This window comes from Porphyromonas vaginalis, from assembly GCF_958301595.1.
Classification (GTDB): Bacteria; Bacteroidota; Bacteroidia; order Bacteroidales; family Porphyromonadaceae; genus Porphyromonas; species Porphyromonas vaginalis.
On the sequence record NZ_CATQJU010000001.1, the window covers coordinates 1,293,956 to 1,319,756 of the forward strand.

21 protein-coding genes are annotated in these 25,801 nt (G+C 53.8%); 8 read left to right on the forward strand and 13 right to left on the reverse strand.

Annotated elements, in window-relative coordinates:
- Positions 1 to 19: 19 nt before the first annotated feature.
- From Q2J34_RS05145 to Q2J34_RS05155, 3 genes are all read right to left on the reverse strand, one after another.
- Entirely contained in the window at positions 20 to 2,218 is a 2,199-nt protein-coding gene (locus Q2J34_RS05145; protein ID WP_298886210.1) for a RelA/SpoT family protein, read from the reverse strand.
- 127 nt (positions 2,219 to 2,345) lie between these two features.
- Positions 2,346 to 2,726, reverse strand: a complete 381-nt coding sequence (locus Q2J34_RS05150; protein ID WP_004330425.1) for a 2-amino-4-hydroxy-6-hydroxymethyldihydropteridine diphosphokinase — start codon at positions 2,724 to 2,726, stop codon at positions 2,346 to 2,348.
- A 24-nt stretch (positions 2,727 to 2,750) separates the two neighbouring features.
- The gene (locus Q2J34_RS05155) at positions 2,751 to 3,848 is read right to left on the reverse strand and encodes a chorismate mutase (RefSeq protein ID WP_300969459.1); all 1,098 of its coding nucleotides are present in this window, start codon (positions 3,846 to 3,848) and stop codon (positions 2,751 to 2,753) included.
- A gap of 636 nt (positions 3,849 to 4,484) precedes the next feature.
- Here Q2J34_RS05155 and Q2J34_RS05160 point away from each other — a divergent pair.
- From Q2J34_RS05160 to Q2J34_RS05195, 8 genes are all read left to right on the forward strand, one after another.
- Entirely contained in the window at positions 4,485 to 5,204 is a 720-nt protein-coding gene (locus Q2J34_RS05160) for an ABC transporter ATP-binding protein (protein ID WP_298887513.1), read from the forward strand.
- Between the two features lie 15 nt (positions 5,205 to 5,219).
- Positions 5,220 to 6,500 carry an ABC transporter permease gene (locus Q2J34_RS05165; RefSeq protein ID WP_298887515.1) on the forward strand — a complete coding sequence of 427 codons (1,281 nt, stop codon included), beginning with the start codon at positions 5,220 to 5,222 and terminating at the stop codon, positions 6,498 to 6,500.
- Positions 6,501 to 6,528: 28 nt separating this feature from the next.
- Positions 6,529 to 7,788: an ABC transporter permease gene (locus tag Q2J34_RS05170; RefSeq protein ID WP_298887516.1), complete on the forward strand. Its 1,260-nt coding sequence runs from the start codon at positions 6,529 to 6,531 to the stop codon at positions 7,786 to 7,788.
- A gap of 45 nt (positions 7,789 to 7,833) precedes the next feature.
- Positions 7,834 to 8,946, forward strand: a complete 1,113-nt coding sequence (locus Q2J34_RS05175; RefSeq protein WP_298887517.1) for an efflux RND transporter periplasmic adaptor subunit — start codon at positions 7,834 to 7,836, stop codon at positions 8,944 to 8,946.
- 277 nt (positions 8,947 to 9,223) lie between these two features.
- Positions 9,224 to 10,576, forward strand: coding sequence for a TolC family protein (locus Q2J34_RS05180; protein ID WP_300969460.1), 1,353 nt, complete (start codon positions 9,224 to 9,226; stop codon positions 10,574 to 10,576).
- A gap of 656 nt (positions 10,577 to 11,232) precedes the next feature.
- Entirely contained in the window at positions 11,233 to 12,150 is a 918-nt protein-coding gene (locus Q2J34_RS05185) for an ATP-binding cassette domain-containing protein (RefSeq protein WP_300969461.1), read from the forward strand.
- On the forward strand, positions 12,147 to 13,022 hold the full coding sequence (locus Q2J34_RS05190; RefSeq protein ID WP_300969462.1) for a hypothetical protein: 876 nt from the start codon (positions 12,147 to 12,149) through the stop codon (positions 13,020 to 13,022). Before Q2J34_RS05185 ends, Q2J34_RS05190 begins: the two co-directional genes overlap by 4 nt.
- A 19-nt stretch (positions 13,023 to 13,041) precedes the next feature.
- Positions 13,042 to 13,431 carry a GntR family transcriptional regulator gene (locus Q2J34_RS05195; RefSeq protein WP_300969463.1) on the forward strand — a complete coding sequence of 130 codons (390 nt, stop codon included), beginning with the start codon at positions 13,042 to 13,044 and terminating at the stop codon, positions 13,429 to 13,431.
- 179 nt (positions 13,432 to 13,610) lie between these two features.
- Here the strand turns inward: Q2J34_RS05195 and Q2J34_RS05200 are convergent, their stop codons facing one another.
- From Q2J34_RS05200 to dnaK, 10 genes are all read right to left on the reverse strand, one after another.
- Positions 13,611 to 16,187 carry an NAD(P)(+) transhydrogenase (Re/Si-specific) subunit beta gene (locus tag Q2J34_RS05200; protein ID WP_300969464.1) on the reverse strand — a complete coding sequence of 859 codons (2,577 nt, stop codon included), beginning with the start codon at positions 16,185 to 16,187 and terminating at the stop codon, positions 13,611 to 13,613.
- Positions 16,184 to 16,492 carry an NAD(P) transhydrogenase subunit alpha part 2 gene (locus tag Q2J34_RS05205; RefSeq protein ID WP_004331037.1) on the reverse strand — a complete coding sequence of 103 codons (309 nt, stop codon included), beginning with the start codon at positions 16,490 to 16,492 and terminating at the stop codon, positions 16,184 to 16,186. Before Q2J34_RS05205 ends, Q2J34_RS05200 begins: the two co-directional genes overlap by 4 nt.
- A gap of 154 nt (positions 16,493 to 16,646) precedes the next feature.
- A complete protein-coding gene (locus tag Q2J34_RS05210) occupies positions 16,647 to 17,813 on the reverse strand; it encodes an NAD(P) transhydrogenase subunit alpha (protein WP_296952304.1) in 1,167 nt (388 codons plus the stop codon).
- Positions 17,814 to 18,005: 192 nt separating this feature from the next.
- A complete protein-coding gene (locus tag Q2J34_RS05215) occupies positions 18,006 to 18,644 on the reverse strand; it encodes a hypothetical protein (protein WP_300969465.1) in 639 nt (212 codons plus the stop codon).
- A gap of 138 nt (positions 18,645 to 18,782) precedes the next feature.
- Positions 18,783 to 20,396 carry a phosphoenolpyruvate carboxykinase (ATP) gene (gene pckA, locus Q2J34_RS05220; protein ID WP_300969466.1) on the reverse strand — a complete coding sequence of 538 codons (1,614 nt, stop codon included), beginning with the start codon at positions 20,394 to 20,396 and terminating at the stop codon, positions 18,783 to 18,785.
- A 123-nt stretch (positions 20,397 to 20,519) separates the two neighbouring features.
- Positions 20,520 to 21,248 (reverse strand): DUF6064 family protein, encoded by a 729-nt coding sequence (locus Q2J34_RS05225; RefSeq protein ID WP_300969467.1) that lies wholly within the window; start codon positions 21,246 to 21,248, stop codon positions 20,520 to 20,522.
- A gap of 15 nt (positions 21,249 to 21,263) precedes the next feature.
- Positions 21,264 to 21,752: a threonine/serine exporter family protein gene (locus tag Q2J34_RS05230; protein WP_300970151.1), complete on the reverse strand. Its 489-nt coding sequence runs from the start codon at positions 21,750 to 21,752 to the stop codon at positions 21,264 to 21,266.
- Positions 21,752 to 22,528, reverse strand: a complete 777-nt coding sequence (locus Q2J34_RS05235; protein ID WP_298887547.1) for a threonine/serine exporter family protein — start codon at positions 22,526 to 22,528, stop codon at positions 21,752 to 21,754. The genes Q2J34_RS05230 and Q2J34_RS05235 overlap by 1 nt, the downstream gene beginning before the upstream one ends.
- A 172-nt stretch (positions 22,529 to 22,700) precedes the next feature.
- The gene (locus Q2J34_RS05240) at positions 22,701 to 23,129 is read right to left on the reverse strand and encodes a Fur family transcriptional regulator (protein ID WP_298887550.1); all 429 of its coding nucleotides are present in this window, start codon (positions 23,127 to 23,129) and stop codon (positions 22,701 to 22,703) included.
- Between the two features lie 738 nt (positions 23,130 to 23,867).
- Entirely contained in the window at positions 23,868 to 25,787 is a 1,920-nt protein-coding gene (gene dnaK / locus Q2J34_RS05245) for a molecular chaperone DnaK (protein ID WP_300969468.1), read from the reverse strand.
- Positions 25,788 to 25,801: the final 14 nt, after the last annotated feature.

Below are 25,801 nucleotides of genomic sequence, written 5' to 3' on the forward strand. Positions count from 1 at the left end.
TCGGTGATCGCTGTGCTGGCTACTGTTCGAGGCGCACTTGCTGCACCCCTTTGATACTTTGTAGTTGCGCTTGTAGGGCAAAGAGCGCTTGTCGCTCCCCCTCTCTAAAGGTAAAGGTGCCGTGCCAAAGCCCCCCGTCGAGCTGCTGCTCTTCGTTGAGCAGCGTGCAGTCGTCCGCTTGATGCAGCGTAGAGATGACGCGTCCTATCGCGACAGCGTCATGGAGAGCCGTCACATAGAGCGTTGCCACCACCGTAGAACTCTCCATGCCACGCCAGCGTGCTGGTAGGACGCGGTCTCCGTGACGCCCTAAGATGTCGATGGCGTTGGGGCAGTTGCGGGTATGTATCTTCAGTCCCGACTTGGAGGGATAGGCAAAGATTTCGTCGCCCATCTTAGGGTTGCAGCAGCTAGCCAGTGTGTACTCCAGCCCCTTGAAGTCTGCCGTAGAGACCACAATCTCCCGTCCGTCGGGAGCCTCTGTCGACTTGATCGCCGTCGGTGTCGGAGCCACCCGTCTGCTCTCGGCAGCACGAGCCTCCGCCTCGGCACAAAGCTCCGCATACTGATCGAGGAAGTTCGGCACATTGATCCGCTCCTCAGAGAGGTCTATGAAGAAATCCATATTCCCCTTGTACCCCATCTTGCGTAGGAGGGTGGTGAAGATAGACTCTTGGTAGACGAGATGTCTATTCTTAAAGCGTCTCTCGAGTAGTTCCTTGCCCGCTTGCAGTCCGCTCTCCTGCTGGTCACGTATTGCTTGGCGTATCTTGTTCTTAGCCTTGCGTGTGGTGACCGACTGGAGCCAGTCTACGGAGGGTCGCTGGTTCTTTGCCGTGGTGATGCTGATGACATCGCCATTCTTCAGTTTGTCTCTCAGCTTAGCGCGCTTGCCATTGACCTGTGCGCTCTGCGCCATCAGCCCCACATTAGAGTGTATCGCAAAGGCAAAGTCTAGGACCGTAGCCCCCTTCGGCAGACGTATCATCTGCCCCGTGGGGGTAAAGACAAAAATATCTCTCGACTCGACCCGGAGGGAGAGCTGTGCATTGGCCTTCTCCTTATCCCCCGCCAAGTCTTCGATCACCTGCCGCATACTGGTGAGCTGCGAGTCGAGGCTAGCCTCTCCTGTGACGCCCTTGTAGCGCCAGTGCGCAGCCATACCGCTCTCAGCGACGCGATCCATGCGGGTGGTGCGGATCTGTATCTCTACGCTCTTGCCCTCAGGCCCCTGTACGGTGATCTGTAGCGACTCATAGCCGTTTGCCTTAGGCTGCGAGATCCAGTCGCGGAGGCGCTTCGTATTGGGTGTGTATAGATCCGTCACGATCGAGTAAACGAGCCAGCACGCCTCGTACTCCTCCTCGGGCGGGGCATCGATGATGATGCGCATGGCTGAGAGGTCGTGGATCTCCTCAAAGGAGACCCCTTTGTTGCGCATCTTGTTCATAATCGAGGTAAAAGTCTTGCTCCTCGACTTGATTGTGTAGGGCCAGCGAAGGGGGAGTTCTTCAAGTTTGGCCCGAATGGGAGCTACAAACCCCTCCATATACTCTTGGCGTGCCACGATCGTCTGCCCCATCAGCCCCTTGATCTCGTAGTAATGCTCGGGGTCGGTGTACTTAAAGGTCAAGTCCTCCATCTGGCTCTTGATCTTGTAAAGCCCTAGGCGGTGAGCTGTCGGCACGAAGAGCACCTGCGCCACCTGAGCAAGCATCACTCTACTGCTCTCGTCCATGCGCTCCTTGGCATAGACCAACTTATTGAGGCACTCCACAAGAAGTATCAAGACGACACGTATATCCTCGGCGATGGTCAGGAGAAACTCCTCTCCTTGATCTGCCTGACGTAGGTCGTAGCGATGGTACAACTCATGCGTCTGTGCCAGACGCTCTATGAGGGGGAGTGTGCCAGGCGGACAAAGCTCCTCGACCTCTTGCGCCGTGATAGTCCCGCGGATGTATGGAGGCTCTAGTAGGACTGCCGAGATCGATACGACACCCAGCCCTATCTCGTCGCAGAGCAGCTGAGCCATCTCAGCTTGCTCCATAAAGGTCTCCCGATCGTCCTCTCCTGCACTAGCTCCATACTGTCCCTCACGGATGAGTCGCTCGAGTAGCTCCCGATAAGGTGCCACATAGCTCGCCACCCCCAGCTGATCTGCTGTCCGGAGGAGGTAGCGCATGAGCTCCTGATCATCTCTGTGATGGGTCGGCATGGCGGTTAGAGGTTAGAAATTAGAGGTTAGAAGTTAGAGATTAGAGGTTAGAGGGGAGAGAAGCTAGGAAGGGTTGGAACCAAAGTCTAACCTCTAATTTCTAATCTCTAACTTCTAATCTCTAATTCTACAACTCATCTAGCTCTTCTAGTCCTGCGACGACATAGGGGCGGACCATATCTTGTGGCTTGTAGACCTCATCATTCCACTCGATGATGTCTAGATCCATCGGTATGATACCCTCTTCGTCGTCATCGTGGTCACGTCCGAGCTTAGTCTCGAGCTTCTTGAGCTTAGCCTCTAGCGTCTCTCTATCTAGTTCGGTCTCAAAGAGCGCGATCAGATTGAGAAAGGCCTTAGCATCCTCGGGCATATCCATAGGCTCCGTGAGCTGAGGCGTCGAAAAGCGTATCGTGGGGAAGTGCTTCGTGAGTATCTCCATCACCTCCTTAACGTTGGCCGTGCGATGCTCATTACTGCCTATGCTGATGATCGCTTTGTTTTTCATTGCTTATTATTGGTAGTCTAGCGTCTAAAAGTTATTGTCTTCTTCATGATCCACCGCTTCTTGTCCTCGTAGGGAGTAGTCGTGGATCAGGTTGTATAGCTGCGTCGCCCAGTGCGGATCTAGTCCATACTGAGTCGCTAGCTCTATATAGTGAGCCTCTACAGCTGCTCGTTGCTCAGCTTGATAGAAGCCTAGATGGTTGGCCGTCTTATAGCGTCCTATGGTTTGCGTGAGCTTGCAGCGCTCCGCTAGTAGCTCTACGAGTGCGGCGTCTAGATCTCGCAGTTGATAGCGCATCGGACGGAGCATCGCCTCGTGGTCGTCGCTGGGGTGCTGTAGCGACTCGAGCAACTGGTGTAGTTGCTCAGGCGTGATCTGCTGACGTGCATCTGTCCAAGCGTGCTCGGGATCGCAGTGACACTCGATCATAAAGCCATCGATAGGGTAGAGCAGGCCTGTGCGGCAGACTGCCTCTAGGAGATCAGCTCGTCCTGCTATGTGACTCGGATCAAGTAAGATGGGTAGGTGTTCCTCCGCACCATAACGCTTTTGGTAGAGCGTGCGCAGCTGGGCGATCATCTCCCAGTGAGGACTATTGCGTAGCTGCTTGGTGTAGACAGGTGTACAGCCTCTCAGGATAGCCATCACCTGGGCGACGCCTCGGCTCTTGATACGCTCTAGGGCACCCATCCATAGGGGTGCGTCGGGACTGATCGGATTCTTGACCAGGACGGTCTGCGTTGCTCCCTCTAGTTGCTCGGCAATCGCCTCTACCATAAAGGGATTGCTCACCGTGCGAGCACCGATCCATACGAAGTCAACGTCCGCAGCGCGCACCGCCTCGACCTGCTCGGGTAGGCATACCTCGGTGCCCACCTTGAGACCCGTCGAGGCCTGCACCTCTTGGAGCCAAGCAAGCCCCTCCACTCCGACACCCTCGAAGGATCCCGGACGGGTACGAGGCTTCCACAAGGCAGCCCGAAAATGTGTGACACCTTGCGCCTTTAGTCCTTGAGCGACCTCAAGCAGTTGCTCGCGACTCTCTGCACTGCAGGGACCCGCTACCAGCATCTGACTCGCTGGAGGCTCCTCAAGGGTACTATGGGCGGACGAATCATCCATATCTAAGGTCGTATACTCGTTTACTCGCTACAAAGGTATTAAAACTATTCCGACTAGCGACACTCGGATCGGATACATTATTAATATAGTGTCTGGCGGGAGGGGTGTCCGTTGTAGTACAGCGACACGACTTCTGTAGGGACGCACGATCTGTGCGTCCGTTGTGTTAAAGATTACAGCATTGTTGTTTTAACGAGGACGGACGCTCAGATCGAGCGTCCCTACAGGAGTCGTAGGTGCGTGCGTCCGTTGTGTCAAAGGTTACAGCATTGTGGTTTTAACGAGGACGGACGCTCAGATCGAGCGTCCCTACAGGAGTCGTAGGTGCGTGCGTCCGTTGTGTCAAAGGTTACAGCATTGTGGTTTTAACGAGGACGGACGCTCAGATCGAGCGTCCCTACAGGAGTCGTAGGTGCGTGCGTTCGTTGTGTCAAAGGTTACTGCGTCAGGCTAGTTCGACAACGGACGCCCTCCCGCTAGACACACCCGAGCGTCCCTACAGCGTGTGATATGTCTCGCTCTGATGCGACTGTTTGACTCAAGTTGTACACTGAAGCGTTTTTCCTATTGCAGATTCAAATATTTGTACTACCTTTGCAGTGTACTATCAAAGACAAACGCTAAGCAAACAAGCTTATGAATGCTAAACCTGTCATATCGCTACGCAATCTGCACAAGACCTATCAAGGCGCGCAGCCGCTACATGTCCTCAAGGGGATCAACCTCGACATCTTCCCAGGCGAGATGGTCGCTATCATGGGAGCTTCGGGCTCGGGCAAGAGTACGCTCCTCAATATCCTCGGGCTTCTCGACAGCTATGACGAGGGGAGTTACCATCTAGGCGAGGAGCTACTGAGCAACAGCCTCTCGGAGAACCGCGCTGCCGAGATCCGTTCTAGACAAATAGGATTCGTCTTCCAGTCGTTTAACCTTATCCCCTTTAAGAATGCGCTGGACAACATTGCCCTGCCACTCTTTTATCAGGGAGTCGGTCGCAAGGAGCGCACCAAGCGTGCTGCCGAGCTACTCTCCCGCATGGGACTAGCCGACTGGGCGGAGCATCTGCCGAGCGAGATGTCGGGAGGACAGAAGCAGCGCATAGCAATCGCACGAGCCCTCATCACCACACCCTCAGTCATCCTAGCCGATGAGCCGACGGGAGCTTTGGATAGCAAGACCACCATCGAGGTGATGGAGCTACTGCGAGAGATCAATCGCGAGTCGCACCTGACGATGATTATCGTGACGCACGAGCCTGGCGTAGCTGAGATGTGTGACCGCACGATACATATCAAGGATGGACTGATCGAGGGCGGCGGTCTGACAAGCAGTCTGCCCGAGGAGGTGTTTGAGTAAAGAGGATCACACATTATGCGTATAGGACACGAATACTTCTCCGAGATCATAGACAATCTCAAGCGCAACCGCCTGCGCACCTTCTTGACAGGCTTTGCCGTAGCGTGGGGAATCATCTTTCTAGTCATCCTCCTTAGCATCGGCGTGGGGCTTAATCGTGGTATCTCTAAGAGTGCCAATGCGGGCGACACGGAGCCAAACTACGGCATATACTTTGGCGTCTGGATGACCAACCTCCCTTACCAGGGTTACCCAGCCGGTCGGTGGCTGTTCCTCGCGGAGTCGCAGTTCGCACAGTTGCAGGAGATGGTGCCAGCTATTGAGGACATCACACCCAGCCTTAGATCTTGGAATAAGATTACCCACGCATCACAGGTGACCGAGGGGGTGGTAAAGGGGATCGGCGCCAACTACTTCGGGCACTTCGAGACCCGTGTCAAGATGCTGGCGGGACGTGGCATCAATGGCAACGACGTATATAATAAGGAGAAGACGCTCCTCATCAGCTCCTCCGATGCGCTGAAGCTCTTTGGCACTGATCGGTACGAGGAGGCGGTCGGCAAGAGCGTCTCCGTCGACAATGTCTCCTTTACCGTGGTGGGAGTCTACGAAGCTGCGCAAAACCAATCGGCATCCTATATGCCGAGTAGCACCTTTACCATGATCCATCCCAATGATCAGCGTATTGATGGTGGCTATATCTATGCGCCTACGATACGGAGCAAGAAGGATTTCGAGGCTTTCAACAAGGAACTCCTCAAAGCACTCAGCTCGATACTCTCCTTCTCGCCCGATGATGATCAGGCGATGTGGGGCCACTCAAACTATGTCAACAACGAGCAGTATAATAAGGTAGTCAACTACTTCTACCTCTTCCTCTGGATCGTCGGGCTGAGCACGCTCCTCATCGGCATCGTCGGCGTGAGCAACATCATGCTGGTCACAGTGCGGGAGCGATACAAAGAGATCGGCATACGCAAGGCTCTGGGCGCTAAGCCCCGTGACATCCTAGCGATGATCATGGTCGAGAGCCTCCTCATCACGGCGGTGGCGGGCGCTATCGGGCTGGTCATTGCCGTGGGGCTCGTCGCTCTAGGCGACTACCTCGTGACAGCTTACCACATTGGCGAGATGTCCATTATGGGCGAGACGATCCACCTCTTTGACACGCCAGTCCTCTCGCCACAGATGGCGCTGGGCATCCTCGTTGTGATGATCATTGCGGGGATCGTGGCGGGCTACACGCCAGCTCGCAGAGCGATACGTATATCTGCTATCGAAGCGATGAGAGATTAGTGACACACCCTAGCGTAAAGACTGTACTATGAGACTATTTGATCGAGACATCTGGGGTGAAGCTTTTCACTCCTTACGAACGAATCGCAAGCGTTCGATCGCAACCGCCTTTGGCATCTTTTGGGGCATCCTGATGCTGGTCATCTTGATGAGCTTGAGCCAAGGTTTCTCCAACGGCATGCGCAAGCAGCTAGATGGTATCTCAAGCAATACCACTATGCTCTACTGCTCCACAACCAGTAAACCGTACAAAGGTTACCCCACCGACCGCTGGTGGTCGCTCTCAGTGAGCGATATAGCCAACCTCCAGAAGCGCTTTCCCGAGATAGAGACGATAGCTTCTATCCAGCAAGGCTCGTGGAACACACCCGTCAGCTACGGCACCAAGAGTACGACAGCACCGCTCTACTCCGCCTGGACCTCTTATGACCAGATCGTCTACTCAACCCTCCTAGCTGGGCGACGGCTCAACGAGAGCGACGAGCAGCAGCACCGTCGTAACTGCACCATCGGTGAGGAGGTGAGCCAGAAGTTCTTCGCTTCGCACGAGGAGGCTCTAGGCAAGGTTATCAATATCGACGGCTCTTACTACACCATCGTGGGAGTCCTCAAAAGCAAGTCTAAAGGGATGAATATCAATGGCTCTGAAGAGCAAAAGGTACGTATCCCCTACACGATCCTTACCGCATCGCTCGGCCAGAGCAATGAGGTCTACCAAGTTATCTACTCGCTCCATGGCGATGGTAAGGATAGCAAAGCGATCAACGACCGCATCAAAGCCTACATCCGCTCTACCCACGACATAGCACCAGACGATGAGAGCGCCATAGGTGAGTTCAACATCTCAGAGATCTTCACCGCCCAGAACTCCATGCTGTGGGGTGTCAATGTCTTCGTCTGGTTCATCGGTATCGGCACGCTCCTCTCGGGCATCATCGGCATTAGCAATATCATGCTCGTCTCAGTCAAGGAGCGCACCCGTGAGATCGGCATACGTCGTGCGCTCGGTGCGCAGCGCAAAGACATCGTACGACTCATCCTCCTAGAGAGCGGCATGCTGAGCCTCCTCGCGGGGCTACTAGGCCTCCTCCTCGGTGTGGGGATCATGTCTGTCGTCGCACAGATCACCGCCTCAATGGAAAACGAGATGCTGGTCAATCCGCTGATCCCCTTTGGCACAGCGATTGGCGCACTCCTCTTCATCGTCATCGGAGGCGTGGTGGGCGGTCTTCTGCCACTCAAGAAAGCACTCGAGATTCGCTCCATCGAAGCGATTCGTGAGGAGTAAACCAACATTCAACTTTAGGTAAAAACAAACACAACATAAAGAACTATGAAAGCTAAGCGTATCTTCAAACTTTCCCTTTGGGTTATCTTCGGCCTGCTCGTTGTCATGACCTTCGTCTTCCTCTATAAGAAGGCACAGCCCCAAGCGACCATCTACTCGGTAGAGACGGTGACCCGCGTCCCCTCTATCCAGCGGTCTATCATCCTCACTGGCAAGATAGCTCCTCGCAACGAGGTGATGATCGTGCCACAGCTCAACGGCATCATCGCCGAGATCATGAAGAAGCCCGGCGACCTCGTCAAGGCGGGCGACATCATCGCTCGTATCAAGGTGGTGCCCGAGATGGGTTCGGTCAATCAGGCAGAGTCGCAGGTCGAGATAGCAAAGATTGCTCTCGACGAGGCGCAGCAGAAGTACAAGATAGCGACCGAGCTACACCAGCAAGGGATCGTAGCCGAGGAGGAGTATGCCACAACCAAGGCTAACTACCTACAAGCTAAGGAGCGCCTTGCGAGTGCCAAGGATGCTTACAACATCGTCCTCACTGGTATGAGCCAGCGCAACGCTCAGGGCTCTACGACACTGGTGCGCAGCACGGTAGATGGGACGATACTTGACATACCGGTCAAGGAGGGTAACTCGGTCATTCAGGCCAACTCTTTCAACGCAGGTACCACCATCGCCACCATCGCTGACATGACGGAGATGATCTTCATCGGTAAGGTGGACGAGGTCGACATCGCTCGTGTCGCTACGGGACTACCTGTCACGGTGCGCATCGGAGCGATCGAGGGTTCTGCCTTCTCGGGCGTTGTCGAGTACATCTCGCCCAAGACAATCCAGCAGCAACAAGGCACGCAGTACGAGCTCAAGGCCGCCATCACCATCGACGACTACAGCCGCATACGCTCCGACATGAGTGCCAATGCGGAGCTTATCACTGACCAGGTCTCTAACGTCTTAGCTGTCCCCGAGGGCGCACTACAGTTTGAGGGTGACAAGGTCTATGTCGAGGTGGTCACCTCCGACGCTGACCCGAAGCATCTAGAGACGGAGCGCCGTGAGATCAAGACTGGCATTAGCAACGGTAGCCTCATTGAGGTCAAGAGTGGTCTCAAGGAGGGCGAAAAGGTCAAAGGCACCCCAGTAGCAGCCTAACCGACCGAAGATTATTTATAGCCCTACTTCTGTCTGGCTCGTTCGGCTAAATTGCTGAGCCGATGATGTTTTCCAAAAACTTTCCACGCTTGGAAAAATAAATTTCCAAGGGAGGAAAATAAAATTTCCAAGGGAGGAAAATAAGTTTTCCAACGGAGGAAAAGTTTCTTTCCAACGGAGGAAAGCGAAAGCTCTCCCCAGCAACCCGCCAGAACTCGGCCAACTCCGATCATCAGACAGCCGTAGCGCACGCAAATCATTTAGACAAGACAATCCTATGCTTACACTTCGTCATATCTTTCCCTTAGCCCTACTGGTCGCGGGGAGCTTTACCCTAGCAGCGCAGCAGAGCTGGACGCTGCAGCAGTGCATCGATCACGCCGTCGCTCACAGCATCACGGTCGAGGAGGCGCGACTACGCTTAGCTGGGAGTGAGCAGCAGCTCGCCACCACGCAGCACAGTTACCTGCCCTCGCTCTCGGCTAGTGCTAGCCAGAGCGTCAGCCTCGGACGTAGTGCCGACAAGACGGGCGTCATCGGCGATCAATCCTCGAGCAGCACCTCCTTTGGGGCAAATCTCTCGTGGGACGTTTTTTCTGGTATGGCTCGTCCTAAGGCTACGGAGATAGCGCGTCTCAATCTAGACGCTGCGACCGCTGGACTCTCATACGCCAAGGAGCAGATCGGGCTACAGGTGGCTGAGGGGTACTACAACTTGCTCTTCCGCCAAGAGATAATCCACGTGGCCGATGAACAGCTGAAGCTAACCCGTGAGACGCTCACGAAGACGGCGGCACTGGTCCGTGCGGGCAAATGGTCTCGTGACAAACTCGCTGAGGTGGAGGCGCAGCTCGCTAAGGACAGCGTCAACTACCTCCGCGCCTGCAGCGATACGGAGCTGGCACGTCATCAGCTGGCACTCATCATCGAGTTGCCCGACTACACAGAGCTGCAGATCACCTTGCCCGATGTCAAGAGCCTCAGTGCTACGCCCGCTCCTGAGCTGGCTTTGGCTAACGATGCGCTCCTCGAGCAAGCGCGCACGATGCGCCCCGAGATGGAGCAGGCAAGGCTACAGCTACAAATGGCGGAGCAGCAGATCGGACTGGAGCAGACGGGCTACATACCAAAGGTCTCCTTTGGCGCGGGCTACAACACGGGCTATTACTACATCCTGAATAAGGAGTTACGGCAGTTTAACCAGCCATTTGGGGATCAGATGCGCAACAACGGACGCTACTTCGTTGGGCTTTCGCTCTCTGTACCCATCTTTGATGCGATGCGCACGGCAGACAATGTGGCGCAGGCTCGTCTCCGCTACTCCGATCAGCAGATCGCTCTGCGCAAGGTGGACAAAGAGCTCACGCAGCAGCTCTACACGGCTCAGATCAACGCCCGTGCTGCTTACAGTCAGATAGCAGCTGCCCAGCGGGCGACCGAGTCGGCCGAGACGGCACTGCACTATGCGCAGATCAGCTACGAGGCGGGACGTGCCTCTTCGTACGAACTGGCCGAGGCGCAGAATCGTCACTTCGTCGCTCAGAGCGAAGAGCTCCGCGCTCGCTACGACTACCTCTACCGTGTGCTCGTACTGCACAGCTATATCTCTCCCGCAGAGGAAACTAAGTAATGTCTCCACAACACTTACGAGTAACCCTTTGCTTTCTAAGTTCATATGCAAGTAAAAAGCGAAGTTTTTTCTCGTTTCGGAAGCTCGGTCGACTTCTCTTCGGGTGAACCGCTCGGCGGGGTGGAAGCTCCCTCCGTAGGGGCGGACCTGTGTGTCCGCCCGTCCTCACCTGAGCGCAGTCTATTCTGCGGGCGGACACGTAGGTCCGCCCCTACACAAGCTACGTCAGCACGACAATTCCACTCGTCAAACGCTGTAACCCCGATCTCCGTAGGGGCGGACCTGTGTGTCCGCCCGTCCTCACCTGAACGGAGTCTATTCTGCGGGCGGACACGTAGGTCCGCCCCTACACAAGCTACGTCAGCACGACAATTCCTCTCATCAAACGTTGTAACCCCGATCTCCGTAGGGGCGGACCTGTGTGTCCGCCCGTCCTCACCTGAGCGCAGTCTATTCTGCGGGCGGACACGCAGGTCCGCCCCTACACAAGCTACGTCAGCACGACAATTCCACTCATCAAACGCTGTAACCCCGATTTCCGTAGGGACGGACACCCTCCCGATAGACACGAGCCGTGCGTCCCTACAAAGGGTTACTCGTCTCCTCCATATCACTACACAACATATAGAATAAGATCCCTAAACTTCGCAACAGTTATGTATTCGCACTCAGATACCCACCTCATCGCAGAGCCTCTCGTGCAGGCTCAGGAGGTATGCTTCTCTTATGGCCGGCACCCGCTCTTTAGGGGTGTAAGCTTTACCCTGCCCACAGGCTCTATCACAGGGCTGCTAGGCAAAAATGGTGAGGGCAAGACGACCCTCCTCAAGCTTATCTCAGGACTGCTCCTAGCTAAGGGCGGTTCGCTCACCGTACTCGGGCACTCCAGCAGAAAGCGCTCGGTGCCACTCCTCCGAGAGCTCTACTACCTTCCCGAGGAGGTGCAGCTACCCGCCACCTCTGCCGTCCAGTACCTCGACGGCGCGGGGCAGTTTTACCCAAACTATGATGCCACACTGGCTCGTCAGCTGCTGAAAGACTTTGACGTGCCCCCCACCAACAACCTGCGCCGCCTCTCGATGGGACAGAAGAAGAAGGTAGCACTCGTGCTGGCACTCTCTCTGCGGGTGCCGTTGCTGCTCCTCGACGAACCGACCAATGGACTGGACATCCCGTCGAAGAGCAAGTTTCGCCAGCTCCTCGTGCAGCACATATCTGACGAACAGACCGTGCTGATCAGCACCCACCAGGTGCGTGACCTAGAGCAAATGATAGATCGTCTGGTAGTGCTACACCAAAATCAGATCATCTGCAACGAGACGATTGCTCGTCTTGAGAGCACCTTCTACTGCGGTACCGCCGCTGAGGCTCCTCACGTAGCTCCGCTCTATAGCGAGCCCTCCGTATGGGGAGAGGTCGTAATGACGCCCCGCACGGCAGATATGACCGAGACGGGAGGCTTCTCGATGGAGCTCTTCTTCAACGCTCTGATGTACAACACCCAAGCGGTGCTACAGCACTTATCCCAACCCGCAAACGATACACTCACCCCACAATCTCCTCTCTCACTATGAACCAATCTGCTAATCTTACGACCGCTGCGCCTAAGACGGGTGACAGCTCCTTTAGCTTCAAGCGTCTCGGCCAGCTCCTGCGACTGGACTTCGCCTTTCACCATAGACAGTGGCTACAGATCCTGATCGGCGGCTTCCTCGCAGCCTCTATACCTGTGGTCGTGTCGGTACTGAGCGACTTACTCTTTGATATGGCGTGGAGGGCGGATGACTTTCGAGCTGTTTACATAGCCTGCCTATACTGTAGCTTTCTGGCGGTCTCTCTCGGGGTGATGATCAGCTACAACCAGCGTGTCAATGCCCTGCTCTCACCGCTCTACCTACAGATACCTGCTTCGGCTACGGAGAAGTATATCTCGCTCCTCCTCCTGACGCTGGTACTGCACATCATCACACCGCTCCTAGGAGCGATCGCCTGGACTGTCTACATGCTTATACAGGCACTGCTGGATGAAGGTCAAGTACTCGAATTCTACTCACAGATCCTCACAGATCCGATAGGCTATGGCAACAAATGGCAACAATATGCCTGGGCTGTCAGTATGATGATCGCTGGGCAGCTAGCGAGCTATGCCACCTACCTCTATTGTATCATCTCGGCGCGCAAACCCCTACGTGCAGTCCTGCGCTTTATGGGCATCGGCTTTGTTATTTTCATCGTCTCGATGATTGGCGTTGGTACGCTGATGCATTTACTAGACATTGGTAATATAGATGCAGATGATACAGAGAATTATCTCGTCTTCTACTTGGGCAATGGCGATGAACTCAGCATCTCGCTCCTTGCCATGAGTATACCAGTCTACCTCTACGCCTTTGCGATGATCTGGCTCGGCCTGCGCTCGCTACGACGCAAGCAGGTCACGGCGTAACCTCTCTAACCTAATGATCATGATCACATCACGTTTTAATCCGCAAGTAGTCATCTACGCTCAGATAGAGCAGCGCATCAAGGAGAAGATCCTCTCGGGCGAGTACCCCGCGGGGACGCAGATCCCGAGCGTGCGCCAGCTAGCTGCCGAGCTGGAGACCAATGCCAATACGATCTTTAGAGCTTATGAGAACCTGCAAAACGAGGGGCTCATCTATCCGAAGAAAGGGCTCGGTCTCTATGTCTCCGAAACGGCCGAGATGCTCCTACGTGATGAGGCTTATCGCGTGCTAACCGAGGAGGAGCTCCCCGAGCTCTTCGCTCAGCTCAAAGTGCTTAACATGGACATCCTAGAGGTGGTCAGACGGCACGCCGACTGGGTCAAGCAGCAGGGAGACCCTGACGCTTAGCGCGCCTGCCTCCGCTTTAATCAGCAATCTTCACTTTTTCAAAAACAGCGTTAGTTAAAACAAGAGACTGCTACTCCTAGGAGTGGCAGTCTCTTCTTATTATTACTGGCGAAAGGCTGAGAGCCTTTGCCGCTGTATGGTTGCTAACTAGAGACTATTGACTTTTGCAATAATCTCAACTAGAGCGTGTCGATCAGATCGCTGAGCGTCTTCTTGGCATCGCCGATGAGTAGCGTCACGCCCTCGCCACGGCTGTAGAGCGGGTTCTCGACACCAGCGTAGCCAGGCTTGAGATCGTAGTTGCAGATGATCACCTGCTTGGCTTGATCTACGTTGAGGACCGGCATACCATAGATAGGCGTCCCCTCGGCATTGCGTGCAGCGGGGTTGAGCACATCGTTAGCACCGATGACGATGACTGCGTCGGTATTGGCAAACTGATCGTTGATCGCCTCCATCTCGTAGAGACTATCGTAGTCCACATTAGCCTCAGCAAGGAGTACGTTCATGTGTCCTGGCATACGACCAGCCACAGGGTGGATGGCGTACTTAACATCAGCACCGCCCTTGGCGAGTTTGTCGGCTAGTTGCTTGACCTCTTGCTGCGCTTGCGCTAGTGCCATACCGTAGCCCGGCACGATGATGACGCTCTTAGCGTTGTGCAGTACCTCCGTAGCGGACTGGAGTGGCGTTGCGCTGCTGGTAGCTGAAGAAGTGGACGAAGCGGCAGAAGCTGTGGGGGTACTCTCCGCATGATCCAATCGATCCATCAGGTTGGAGAGCGTTGCCTTAGCATCGCCTAGGCAGAGCGCTACGCCCTCGCCACGGCTGTAGAGCGGGTTCTCGACACCCGCGTAACCAGGTTTGAGATCGAAGTTGCAGATGATGACCTGCTTGGCTTGATCTACGTTGAGGACTGGCATACCATAGATAGGCGTTCCCTCGGCATTGCGAGCAGCGGGGTTGAGCACGTCGTTGGCTCCGATGACGATGACTGCATCGGTATTGGCAAACTGATCGTTGATCGCCTCCATCTCGTAGAGACTATCGTAGTCCACATTAGCCTCAGCAAGGAGTACGTTCATGTGTCCCGGCATACGACCAGCCACAGGGTGGATGGCGTACTTAACATCAGCGCCGCCCTTGGTGAGCTTATCGGCCAACTGCTTGACCTCCTGCTGTGCTTGCGCTAGAGCCATACCGTAGCCTGGCACGATGATGACGCGCTTAGCACCACGGAGCATACCTGCTGCCTGTGAGATAGGATCGCTAGCTGAACTGCTGCTGCTTGTGGGCTGTGCGGTCGCTGCTGAGCTATCTAGACCAGAGAGGATCTGATCAATCGTTGCCTTAGCATCGCCTAGGCAGAGCGCTACGCCTTCGCCACGGCTGTAGAGCGGGTTCTCGACACCCGCGTAGCCAGGCTTGAGATCGAAGTTGCAGATGATGACCTGCTTCGCCTGATCTACGTTGAGGACCGGCATACCATAGATAGGTGTCCCCTCGGCATTGCGTGCGGCAGGGTTGAGCACGTCGTTGGCACCGATGACGATGACTGCATCGGTATTGGCAAACTGGTCGTTGATCGCCTCCATCTCGTAGAGACTATCGTAGTCCACATTAGCCTCAGCGAGGAGTACGTTCATGTGTCCTGGCATACGACCAGCCACAGGGTGGATCGCATACTTAACATCAGCGCCGCTCTTGGTGAGCTTATCGGCTAGCTGCTTGACCTCCTGCTGCGCTTGTGCAAGAGCCATACCGTAGCCCGGCACGATGATGACACGCTTAGCACCACGGAGCATCGCAACAGCCTGATCGATAGGAGAGCTCTCCTGCTTAGGCTGAGGTGCTGCGGGAGCTTTGGGGGCTGGTGCGTCAGGCTTGGCGGGAGCTGTTGCCTTGGCGGGAGCTTTTGCCTTGCCGTGAGGGATGAGGATGTTGACGAGCGAGCGGTTCATCGCACGGCACATGATCTGCGTGAGGAGGAGTCCCGAAGCACCAACGACACCACCGACAGCGACGAGGAAGATGTCGCCAATGGCCATACCGGCGATAGCACCAGCCACACCGCTCAGAGAGTTGAGCAAGCTGATGGTGATAGGCATGTCAGCACCGCCCACACGTATGGAGAAGTAAAGCCCGAAGAGTGCACTGAAGAGCATCGTGCCGATCATGGCGTAGATGAGAGCCGAGGGAACAACGTAGTTGAGCGTGCCGATGAGTAGGAAGAAGACGGCGACAACGAGTGTGAGTGAGGTCGCTACATTGTGAAAAGGCCATACGACTGACTTCTGTGGCAGTACTCTGTGGAGCTTGCCCGCTGCGACGAGACTCCCGACGAGCGTGAGCATACCGATGATGATAGCGAGGAAAGCGGTGACCAGCGTGAAGTAGACATTGCTCTCTGTAAGCTGGAAGAGTGTCAAAGCACCGACGAGTGCCGAGGCACCACCGCCGATACCGTTGAGCAGAGCCACCATCTGCGGCATCTGGATCATCTTGACTCGTGTGTAGAGTAGGACGCCGATGACACCACCGATGAGGATGCCTGCGATGAGCCAGGGGAAGGTGACGACCTGTAGCTTGAGTAGCGTGACGATGACGCCTAGCCCCATGGCGGTAGCACTGAGTGCGTTGCCACGAGCAGCGGTTTTGACCTTGCTCATCATAGCGATGCCTACGAGCACGAGGATGCTGAGGATCGCGCAAATGACGTAGTATACGGGATTAGAGATCTCTATGAGTGTATTCATGCCTTGCCTCCTTTCTTGTTTTTGGTAAACATACGGAGCATGCGGTTGGTCACGCCAAAGCCCCCGACGACATTGATGGTGGCTAGGATGACGGCTATAACCCCAAATATTTGCTGGAAGAGGCTACCGTCTGGAGCTATGATAGCAGTGGCAGTAGCTGCGAGCGCTCCCGTGATGGTGACGCCACTCAGGGCGTTCATCCCCGACATGAGGGGGGTGTGCAACAAGCTAGGCACATTGCTGATGAGCTTGTAGCCGACGAAGGTCGCCACAAGGAAGATGGCGACGAGGATCAGTGGGTTCATTGAGAGATTAGAGATTAGAAGTTAGAGATTAGAGAGTAGAGGTTAGAGTTTTAGAAATTAGAGGTTAGAAGTCAGAGTATGACCCCTTAGGATCATATCCTCTGACGTCTAACCTCTAACGATAGGGGGGGAAGTCAAGCTCCTGTAGTCTAGGCTACTTCTTGAGTCCCATAGCCTCGAGGGTACCCTCGTGGATGATCTCCCCAGCCTCCGTCGTGACGACGATAGAAGAGGTGATCTGATCGCTCATATCGAGGTGCATCTTGCCATCCTTGACGAGGTACTTGACGAGGTTGTACATGTTTTGTGAGAACATCCAGGTAGCGCTCTGAGGCAACATACCAGGGATATTCTTGATACCCTCGATGACCACGTGGTGCTTGACGTCACGCTCGCCTGGAGTCGTGATAGCGCAGTTACCACCCTGATCGATAGCGATATCAACGATGACAGAGCCGGGCTTCATAGACTTGACCATCTCCTCGGTGATGACCACGGGAGCGATCTTGCCTGGTACGAGTGCGCTACAGAAGATGACGTCCATGTCCTTGACATGCTCAGCTAGCACCTGACGCTCATGCTCTAGTAGCTCGGGGCTCAGGTGTAGGGCGTAGCCACCAGGAGCAACAGCCTTGTCAGCGGGGATGCCCAGATCAATAGGCTTAGCACCTAGACTGGTAGCCTGCTCAGAAGCTGCGGGACGTATATCAGCTGCGTAAGTGATACAGCCTAGACGACGAGCCGTAGCGAGTGCCTGTAGACCAGCTACACCGACACCGATGACGAGCACCTTGGCGGGGTCGATCTTGCCGACAGCGGTAAACATCTGTGGCATGAAGAAGGAGAGGTCATTGGCAGCCATCAGAATACCCTTGTAGCCTGCGCAAGTACTCATAGAGGTGAGTGCATCGAGGTTCTGCGCACGAGAGATACGAGGTACACCATCTAGGGTGAGACCTACGACGCCCTGCGCAGCCATCTTGCGTACCATATCATGGTTCACAGGAGAGGCTGGGTGGATGAAGGTGATCAGGTACTGCCCCTTGTGCATCATGTCGATCTCATGCTTGCCAAGCTGCTCGTTGAAGAGTGGCTCCTTGACCTTGATGATGATCTCCGCACGGCGGTAGATCTCCTCGGGTCCTTGTATCAGCTCAGCGCCAGCTGCCTGATAGTCCTCGTCGTGGTATGCTGCGCCTTCGCCAGCTCCACGCTCAAATAGTACAGTGTGTCCATCAGCGACATACTGCTTCACTGCCTCGGGGCTCGCTGCGACGCGAGCCTCATCGTGCATGATTTCTTTAGGTACGCCTATTATCATAGTTCAAAAGTGTAGTGAATGAATAGTCTTCTGCCTAGAAAAGGTCGCATGCGAAAACATCCGTATCGCACCTGCACCCCTTCATTTCGCAAATATACATACTTAACGCCAAAGTTACAAGAGTGCGCCCCGCGACTAGGATAGAATTACATCTCTAGTACGGAAAAGCGAAGCATGGTTGTCTACTGCTTGCTATAAGTCGTCTAGAAAACCTTGTTCAGCATTCTCTCCATTTAGGTAGTCTTCATACTCGATTCGGACATATCCTTTGTTCTCTCCAGAAATACTCATAAGATCTAAATAGACAGACCCTAGGAAGGTGCCGTTTAGAGTCCCGGCTCCATATGTACTCCAATAGTTGCAATCGCCTAAAATGAGTTTTGTCATCTTACTACTATCTCTCTCTGGAGAATAACCTTGGAATTCCTCTTTGCTTTCAATCAGCAAGTATTTTTGAGAGAGCCAATCTTTGAACTTTTTATATCTGATCTCAATTTGAGACCAACTGTCTTGTCCTGGAAAGACAACACGGACTTTATAGACATTGGCTGAGGATGGAGACTTATATATGAGTACGTTGGAGTCTGAGATCCCCGCAAATGTTCCTGTCATCCAGATAATATCGGGAGTAGAAGAGCTGTTAAGTGTAAATTCTTTACTCTTTAGCTGATTTGCAAAGGCTTCAGGAGATCCATCAATGGGGATCCCCATAAACTTCAAATGCTCTGTGGTCTTTGGCTGACTTTGGCTCTTATCTTGCTGAGCTGTAAGACCTGTGAAGGCGATTAAAGCTACAAAAAGAGTAGCTAGGATCATTCTGTAGTGCTTCATAGTACTGTTTGCTTGTATGCCCCAAAGTTAACAAAAACTAGAGAGATGATGCAAGCAGCATTCGCCACGAAAAACAAAAGCAGAGGTCTCACTCACGGGAGAGTGGGACCTCTGCTGGTTAGGTATAGGTTAGCTCGACTAGAGTTTAGGACCAGCCTCCTGGAGCTTCTTGCCGTGCTCGTTGGTAGCAAACTTCTCGAAGTTCTTGACAAAGCGCTTTGCCAGATCCTGAGCCTTCGTCTCCCACTCAGCGGGATCGGCGTAAGTATCTCGTGGATCGAGGATAGCGGGGTCTACGCCTGGCAACTCCGTCGGGATGGCGAAGTTGAAGTGGGGTAGCGTCTTCGTCGGAGCCTTATCGATCGAGCCATCGAGGATTGCGTCGATGATGCCACGAGTATCCTTAATAGAGATACGCTTGCCCGTGCCGTTCCAGCCCGTATTGACGAGGTAAGCCTTAGCGCCGACAGCCTTCATACGCTTGACTAGCTCCTGACCGTACTTGGTCGGGTGGAGTGAGAGGAAAGCTGCACCAAAGCATGCCGAGAAGGTAGGCGTAGGCTCCGTGACGCCACGCTCTGTACCAGCTAGCTTGGCCGTGAAGCCTGAGAGGAAATAGTACTGCGTCTGCTCAGGATCAAGGATCGAGACAGGAGGTAGGACACCGAAAGCATCTGCCGAGAGGAAGATCACCTTGTTGGCATGACCCGCCTTAGAGACCGGCTTGACAATGTTGTCAATGTGGTAGATAGGGTAGGAGACACGTGTATTCTCCGTGACAGACTTGTCGGAGAAGTCGATCTTACCATTGGCATCTACCGTCACATTCTCTAGAAGCGCATCACGGCGGATAGCGTTGTAGATATCAGGCTCAGACTCTTTGCTCAGGTTGATCACCTTAGCGTAGCAGCCGCCCTCGTAGTTAAAGATACCATTGTCATCCCAGCCATGCTCGTCGTCGCCGATCAGCTTGCGCTTGGGGTCGGTGCTGAGGGTCGTCTTGCCGGTGCCAGAGAGACCGAAGAAGATAGCGGTCTCTGTCTCATCCTGGTTCGTATTGGCCGAGCAGTGCATCGAGGCATTGCCACGGAGCGGGTTGAGGTAGTTCATATAGGAGAACATACCCTTCTTCATCTCACCACCATACCAAGTGTTGAGGATGAGCTGCACCTTCTCTGTTAGGTTAAAGACGACAGCCGTCTCGGAGTTCAGCCCGAGCTCCTTGTAGTTGGTCACCTTAGCCTTCGAAGCGTTCATGACGACAAAGTCGGGCTTGCCAAAGTTTGCCAGCTCCTCCTTGGAGGGGCGGATAAACATATTGGTGACGAAGTGAGCCTGCCAAGCGACTTCCATGATAAAGCGGATCTTGAGGCGCGTGTCGGGGTTAGCCCCGCAGAAGGCATCGACGACGTAGAGCTTCTTGCCCGAGAGCTCCTCGGTGGCAATCCGCTTAAGCTCCCGCCAGGTCTCCTGGCTGGTAGGCTTGTTGTCGTTGGGGTACTCGGGGGTGGTCCACCAGATGGTGTCGCGGGTTGTGTCATCGAGGACGAAGAACTTGTCCTTTGGTGAGCGGCCTGTGTAGACGCCTGTCATCACGTTGACGGCACCCAGCTCGGTCAGCTGTCCGCGGTCATAGCCTGTTAGGTCTGGTTGTAGCTCAGCCTCGTAGAGTTGATCGTACGAGGGGTTGTAAATGATCTCAGCAGGCTCTTTGATGCCATACTGGGAGAGATCAATGTTGTGCTGTGTCATAGCTATAGAGTGTTTGTTTGTAGATGCTTTATCTATTAGATATCGTCCCCTGCCCTCTTAGGAGAGGACTTAGCAAAAGTAGTAAAAAATCAGAGATGTCGCAACTTAGTTGCAGAGGAGATCTCATAAGTCTTGAGATATTTGCGCAAAGAGTGCCCAGCAGAGTGCGATGCAGACCCCTATGCAGACTAAGATCAGGAGCGCGTTGATATACTTCGCCTGAGGCTTCGAGTCTTGATGCAGGTCTAGAGCGAAGTACTCTCGGAAGAAAATGTAGAGAGCCGGTATCGCCGTGAGTACTAGGATGAAGTCCTCGGGTATCCCGAAGAACCAAGTCTTTGTCACGCCCACCATAGCCCAGTTGAGGAGGAGTAGGACGATAAAGATATTGATCCGACTTGTGAAGAGTAGCAACAACCCGATCGTATAGATAGCCACCGTACAGGGCATCACAGGCGTTGTGATATAGGGGAAGGATAGTCCCCGCATAATCGAAGCAAGGGGGTACATCAGTGGCAGTATGAGGACGAAGACCCCAAAGGGCTTGAACTTATCTCGTAGGGCAAACTGTGTATCATCCTCCACGAGATCCTTAACCCATGCCAGAGCCAGTATGCCCCAGTATATACTGAGTAGGATAGAGTAGCTACGCTCAGCACAGTAGATAGCGTAGTATGCCACAGCGATCCATACATATAGGAGTATCAGATAGGACTTAGCAATGATCGTACTGCTACGTGATGGATGCTTTACTAAGAGGTACAGGACCACAACGGCAGAGACGACTAGGAGTATCTGTATCGGCCAGGTCGCCACATTGTACTGGGCGATTGTATTCCAAAAGGTATTCATAGAGCTTAGCGCCTATTATTTCTTACGTGTTAGAGAGAAGGTCCGCTTAGGGAAGAGTAGGATAGGCAGTGTAGCCCCTGCCGCTAGGACGAAGATGACCGTGATGGCTACGATGCTATTGAAGAAAAACATCTCCATATACTTCTGCTGTCCCGCTACATTATCTAGATTTTGGAGGAACATGATCTGCGCAAAAAACATATTGTACGCATACTTCCCTGGGATCATCGGTAGGAGTGCTGGGATCGAGAGGACGGTGATCGGCGTCTGTATCCGCTTCCCCAGCCAGAGTGCTCCAAAGCCTATCGTCAGCGAGGCACAGAGAGAGCCGATAGCGATATTGATCCCACACATCGTCATCAAGACGAAGCGTAGCGCATGCCCCACGGCAGCCAGGATAGCTATACTGCGGTAAGCCTTCAGCGGAGGGTCAGAGATCGCACCAAAGCCCATCGCTGCCATCGCTGCAAAGAGCCCATCTAAGAGTATGTCGACCAGTAGCATCATAGCAAGCTACTCCTAAAGATAAAGAGCGTGATCGAAAAGCCCCACCCGATACAACCTATCAGCAAGAAAGCCTCCACAAGCCTGGAGAAGCCCGTCTGTATGTACCCCTCCACGATGTCTATCACACCATTGATGAGTGGCACTCCAGGCACTAGATAGAGTACACTCGTCGTCAGAGCGATCTCACTGTCTGTATTGAAGATCAGAGAGATACTCGTGCAGAGCGACGCCACAAAGGCTGACACCATAAAGGCTATATAGTGGTTTACATGCTCCTGGATCAACTTCTGCTTGCAGATGAACCCCACGACCGTGGCCCAAAAGACGATCCCCATAGCTGGCAGATCGCCTCCGAAGAGCCGACAAAATGAAGCGTTCGCCAGCCCTACCAAGATCAATACAAACAGCGGATGGGTACGTGGCGCAGCCAGTATCTGCTCATACCGCTCACGTAGCTCGTCTAGCGTCAGATGCTCATCGACTACCTCCCAGCTCAAGGCACTCAAGCGTGCGTTGTGCTCGAAGCTGATCGGTAGCGGAGGTATCGCCTCCTCGATAGCAAAGTGCGTATTGCTCTTAGGGTCATACAGCTTGATCAGGACCCCTTTCTGTACCATCATCGTCACAACGGTATAGCCGTAGCTCTCGCCTATGCGCTGCGTACAGCGCACGACACGAGAGGTGTGTACGCCACAGCCCATCATGTGTGTCGCATAGGCTGAGAGAAAGGTCCCGACAGCCTTCAGACTATTACCGTGAAGATCGTTTTCCATAGTCGTTCTTCTCTGAGAGTCAGGTTGGGCACTATCACCAGCAGTGCACCGGACTCCGTAATGTATGTTTTCGTTCCCCTAGTGTCACGACCCATCCACAGAGCAGGTATGACCACCTGCTGCTGAGCCTGTGCACCAGACTGCAAAGGTACGAATTTAGAGGTTAGATACCTTATGAGCGTTTGTTCTGACAGTGTGGGCAGATGCCCTTGATGACGAAGGAGATGGCATGGGCACTGTACCCCTTAGGCAGGCGTAGCGGAGGCACCTCTAGCGTCTCCATGCAGTAGGAGTGTTGGCACCGCTCGCAGTAGAAGTGTATGTGCTCATCCTCGCCGAGGCAGACGCCGTCGCTGGCGCAGAGCTCATAGTTGCACACCCCTCGCCCGTCCTCAAAGGCGTGGACGATGTCATGAGCCAGAAAGAGCGTCAGCACCCGCGATATGCTCGACTTATCCATCGGGTAGAGCGTCGTCTCCAATTCGTTGAGACTCATCGGCTGCGTCGCTGCCATCAAGGCGCGCAGCACCAAGATGCGGTTTGCCGTGGTCCGTACTCCCTTTTGCTTGAAGTACTCTGCTAGGTCATCATGTCTTGTCATCGCTTAGAAGCTCTTTTGCTGTGAAGATCTGTCGCCCCAAAGGTACGAAATTAGAGATTAGAAGTTAGGGATTAGAGGTTAGAGATTAGAGATTAGAGATCCGATCACTCTGATAGCTCCGATGGTTCCGATAGCTAACAGCCAATAGCTAACAGCCAACAGCCAATCCATGGTTGACGCATTATATAGAATGAGCGCACGGACCTTTTGTCGCTAATGAGTAGCTCCTGACAGAGCGATTATGATGCGTCAGCCCTGTATGGGCAAATTAGACGCTGGCTCGTTACAATAATTTAGAGCCGACTACATATCGATACGGTGCTGTGCCAGGGAAAACTGATTTCCACGTGGATATTTCGAAATCTCCACGTGGGAAAGAAAAAATTCTTCGGAGGAATGAAATGAAACTTCGGAGGAATGAAATGAAACTTCGGAGGAAATGATTCGCCCCTACGTGGGGAATAAAAAATATCCACGTGGAGATTTGAGTATTTCCACGTGGATATTCGAGAAAGGAGGGAATCGGACGAATTCCCCTGTAAAGATATGTAATTAGAGGTTAGAGGTTAGAAGTTAGACTCTAGACTCTAGAAGCTCTAGACCTACTAGGTGTACTAGTGCCACTAGTACCACTAGCCTCCTTCCCCCCTCTAATCTCTAACCTCTAATCTCTAATAAAACAAACGGGTGAGTCAACCATCGTTGACCCACCCGCTTGTTTAGTAAGGGGATTGGAGATTACTTGATCTCCTCAAAGTCTGCGTCAGCTACATCGCCAGCGTCGTTGCCCTTCGCAGAGGAGTTGTCATTAGGCTGTGCGTTAGCACCTGGCTGAGGACCAGCCTGCTGCTGAGCGTTAGCCTGATTGTACATCTGCTCGGTAGCTGCGTGGAAGGCTGTGTTCAGCTCCTCCATAGCCTTGTCGATAGCGGGGATATCCTCCGCCTTGTGAGCCTTGCTCAGATTCTCCAGAGCAGCCTCGATCGGTGCCTTCTTGTCAGCAGGGATCTTGTCGCCTAGCTCCTTGAGCTGCTTCTCCGTAGAGAAGATCATGCTGTCTGCCTGGTTGAGCTTGTCGATACGAGCCTTAGCCTCCTCGTCAGCCTTAGCATTTGCCTCAGCCTCCTGCTTCATACGCTTGATCTCGTCATCGCTCAGACCGCTCGAAGCCTCGATGCGGATGTTCTGCTGCTTGCCAGTAGCCTTGTCGACCGCCGTGACGTTGAGGATACCATTTGCATCAATGTCAAAGGTGACCTCGATCTGCGGCGTCTGGCGAGGTGCCGGTGCGATACCATCTAGGTTAAAGCGACCGATACTCTTATTATCCTTAGCAAGCGAACGCTCACCCTGTAGGACGTGGATCTCTACTGAAGGCTGGTTGTCCACAGCTGTGGTAAAGATCTGACTCTTCTTCGTTGGGATCGTTGTATTTGCATCGATCAGACGAGTCATTACACCACCCATCGTCTCCAGACCGAGTGACAGAGGCGTCACATCGAGGAGTAGGACATCCTTTACCTCGCCCGTTAGGACAGCACCCTGGATAGCTGCACCGCAAGCGACCACCTCATCGGGATTCACACCCTTAGAGGGCTCCTGGTTAAAGGTCTTCTTGACGATCTCCTGGATAGCGGGGATACGTGTCGAGCCACCTACGAGGATCACCTCATTGATGTCGCTCGCCGTGAGACCTGCATCCTTGAGTGCCTGCTCACAAGGAGCTACACAAGCGTGGATCAGCTTGTCTGCTAGCTGCTCAAACTTAGCACGTGTCAGCGTACGAACGAGGTGCTTAGCGATACCATCTACAGGGATCAGGTAAGGTAGGTTGATCTCTGTCGAGGTCGAGCTTGAGAGCTCTATCTTAGCACGCTCAGCAGCATCCTTGAGGCGCTGCAGTGCCATATTGTCCTTGCGGGGATCGACACCCTCGTCCTTCATAAACTCCTCAGCGAGCCAGTCGATGATCACATGGTCAAAGTCATCACCACCTAGGTGCGTATCACCATTTGTGGACTTCACCTCAAAGACCCCATCACCTAGCTCTAGGATAGAGATATCAAACGTACCACCACCGAGGTCGAAGACTGCAATCTTCATATCGGAGCCCTTCTTGTCAAGGCCGTAAGCTAGCGAAGCAGCCGTAGGCTCGTTGACGATACGGCGTACCTTGAGTCCGGCGATCTCGCCAGCCTCCTTAGTAGCCTGACGCTGTGAGTCGTTGAAGTATGCGGGTACTGTGATGACCGCCTCTGTAACCTCTGTGCCGAGGTAGTCCTCAGCTGTCTTCTTCATCTTCTGAAGGATCATCGCCGAGATCTCCTGTGGCGTGTAGAGACGTCCGTCGATGTCTACACGTGGGGTGTCGTTATCACCCTTGACTACCTTAAAGGGAACGCGCTCAGCCTCCTTCTCTATCTGCTCATAGGTTTCACCCATGAAGCGCTTGATCGAGTAGATCGTATTCGTCGGGTTCGTGATAGCCTGACGCTTAGCGGGGTCACCCACCTTGCGCTCACCGCCCTCTACGAATGCTACTACTGAGGGAGTCGTCATACGTCCCTCGCTGTTGGGGATGACCTTGCTCTCGCCACCCTCCATGACTGCTACACATGAATTTGTAGTTCCTAAGTCTATACCAATTATCTTACCCATAGTATTGTGTTGTT

What these genes read in the sequence shown, in the direction of transcription:
- Q2J34_RS05145 (WP_298886210.1), bottom strand. Translation starts at nt 2,218, where the DNA reads ATGCCGACCCATCACAGAGATGATCAGGAGCTCATGCGCTACCTCCTC.
- Q2J34_RS05150 (WP_004330425.1), bottom strand. Translation starts at nt 2,726, where the DNA reads ATGAAAAACAAAGCGATCATCAGCATAGGCAGTAATGAGCATCGCACG.
- Q2J34_RS05155 (WP_300969459.1), bottom strand. Translation starts at nt 3,848, where the DNA reads ATGGATGATTCGTCCGCCCATAGTACCCTTGAGGAGCCTCCAGCGAGT.
- Q2J34_RS05160 (WP_298887513.1), top strand. Translation starts at nt 4,485, where the DNA reads ATGAATGCTAAACCTGTCATATCGCTACGCAATCTGCACAAGACCTAT.
- Q2J34_RS05165 (WP_298887515.1), top strand. Translation starts at nt 5,220, where the DNA reads ATGCGTATAGGACACGAATACTTCTCCGAGATCATAGACAATCTCAAG.
- Q2J34_RS05170 (WP_298887516.1), top strand. Translation starts at nt 6,529, where the DNA reads ATGAGACTATTTGATCGAGACATCTGGGGTGAAGCTTTTCACTCCTTA.
- Q2J34_RS05175 (WP_298887517.1), top strand. Translation starts at nt 7,834, where the DNA reads ATGAAAGCTAAGCGTATCTTCAAACTTTCCCTTTGGGTTATCTTCGGC.
- Q2J34_RS05180 (WP_300969460.1), top strand. Translation starts at nt 9,224, where the DNA reads ATGCTTACACTTCGTCATATCTTTCCCTTAGCCCTACTGGTCGCGGGG.
- Q2J34_RS05185 (WP_300969461.1), top strand. Translation starts at nt 11,233, where the DNA reads ATGTATTCGCACTCAGATACCCACCTCATCGCAGAGCCTCTCGTGCAG.
- Q2J34_RS05190 (WP_300969462.1), top strand. Translation starts at nt 12,147, where the DNA reads ATGAACCAATCTGCTAATCTTACGACCGCTGCGCCTAAGACGGGTGAC.
- Q2J34_RS05195 (WP_300969463.1), top strand. Translation starts at nt 13,042, where the DNA reads ATGATCACATCACGTTTTAATCCGCAAGTAGTCATCTACGCTCAGATA.
- Q2J34_RS05200 (WP_300969464.1), bottom strand. Translation starts at nt 16,187, where the DNA reads ATGAATACACTCATAGAGATCTCTAATCCCGTATACTACGTCATTTGC.
- Q2J34_RS05205 (WP_004331037.1), bottom strand. Translation starts at nt 16,492, where the DNA reads ATGAACCCACTGATCCTCGTCGCCATCTTCCTTGTGGCGACCTTCGTC.
- Q2J34_RS05210 (WP_296952304.1), bottom strand. Translation starts at nt 17,813, where the DNA reads ATGATAATAGGCGTACCTAAAGAAATCATGCACGATGAGGCTCGCGTC.
- Q2J34_RS05215 (WP_300969465.1), bottom strand. Translation starts at nt 18,644, where the DNA reads ATGAAGCACTACAGAATGATCCTAGCTACTCTTTTTGTAGCTTTAATC.
- pckA (WP_300969466.1), bottom strand. Translation starts at nt 20,396, where the DNA reads ATGACACAGCACAACATTGATCTCTCCCAGTATGGCATCAAAGAGCCT.
- Q2J34_RS05225 (WP_300969467.1), bottom strand. Translation starts at nt 21,248, where the DNA reads ATGAATACCTTTTGGAATACAATCGCCCAGTACAATGTGGCGACCTGG.
- Q2J34_RS05230 (WP_300970151.1), bottom strand. Translation starts at nt 21,752, where the DNA reads ATGCTACTGGTCGACATACTCTTAGATGGGCTCTTTGCAGCGATGGCA.
- Q2J34_RS05235 (WP_298887547.1), bottom strand. Translation starts at nt 22,528, where the DNA reads ATGGAAAACGATCTTCACGGTAATAGTCTGAAGGCTGTCGGGACCTTT.
- Q2J34_RS05240 (WP_298887550.1), bottom strand. Translation starts at nt 23,129, where the DNA reads ATGACAAGACATGATGACCTAGCAGAGTACTTCAAGCAAAAGGGAGTA.
- dnaK (WP_300969468.1), bottom strand. Translation starts at nt 25,787, where the DNA reads ATGGGTAAGATAATTGGTATAGACTTAGGAACTACAAATTCATGTGTA.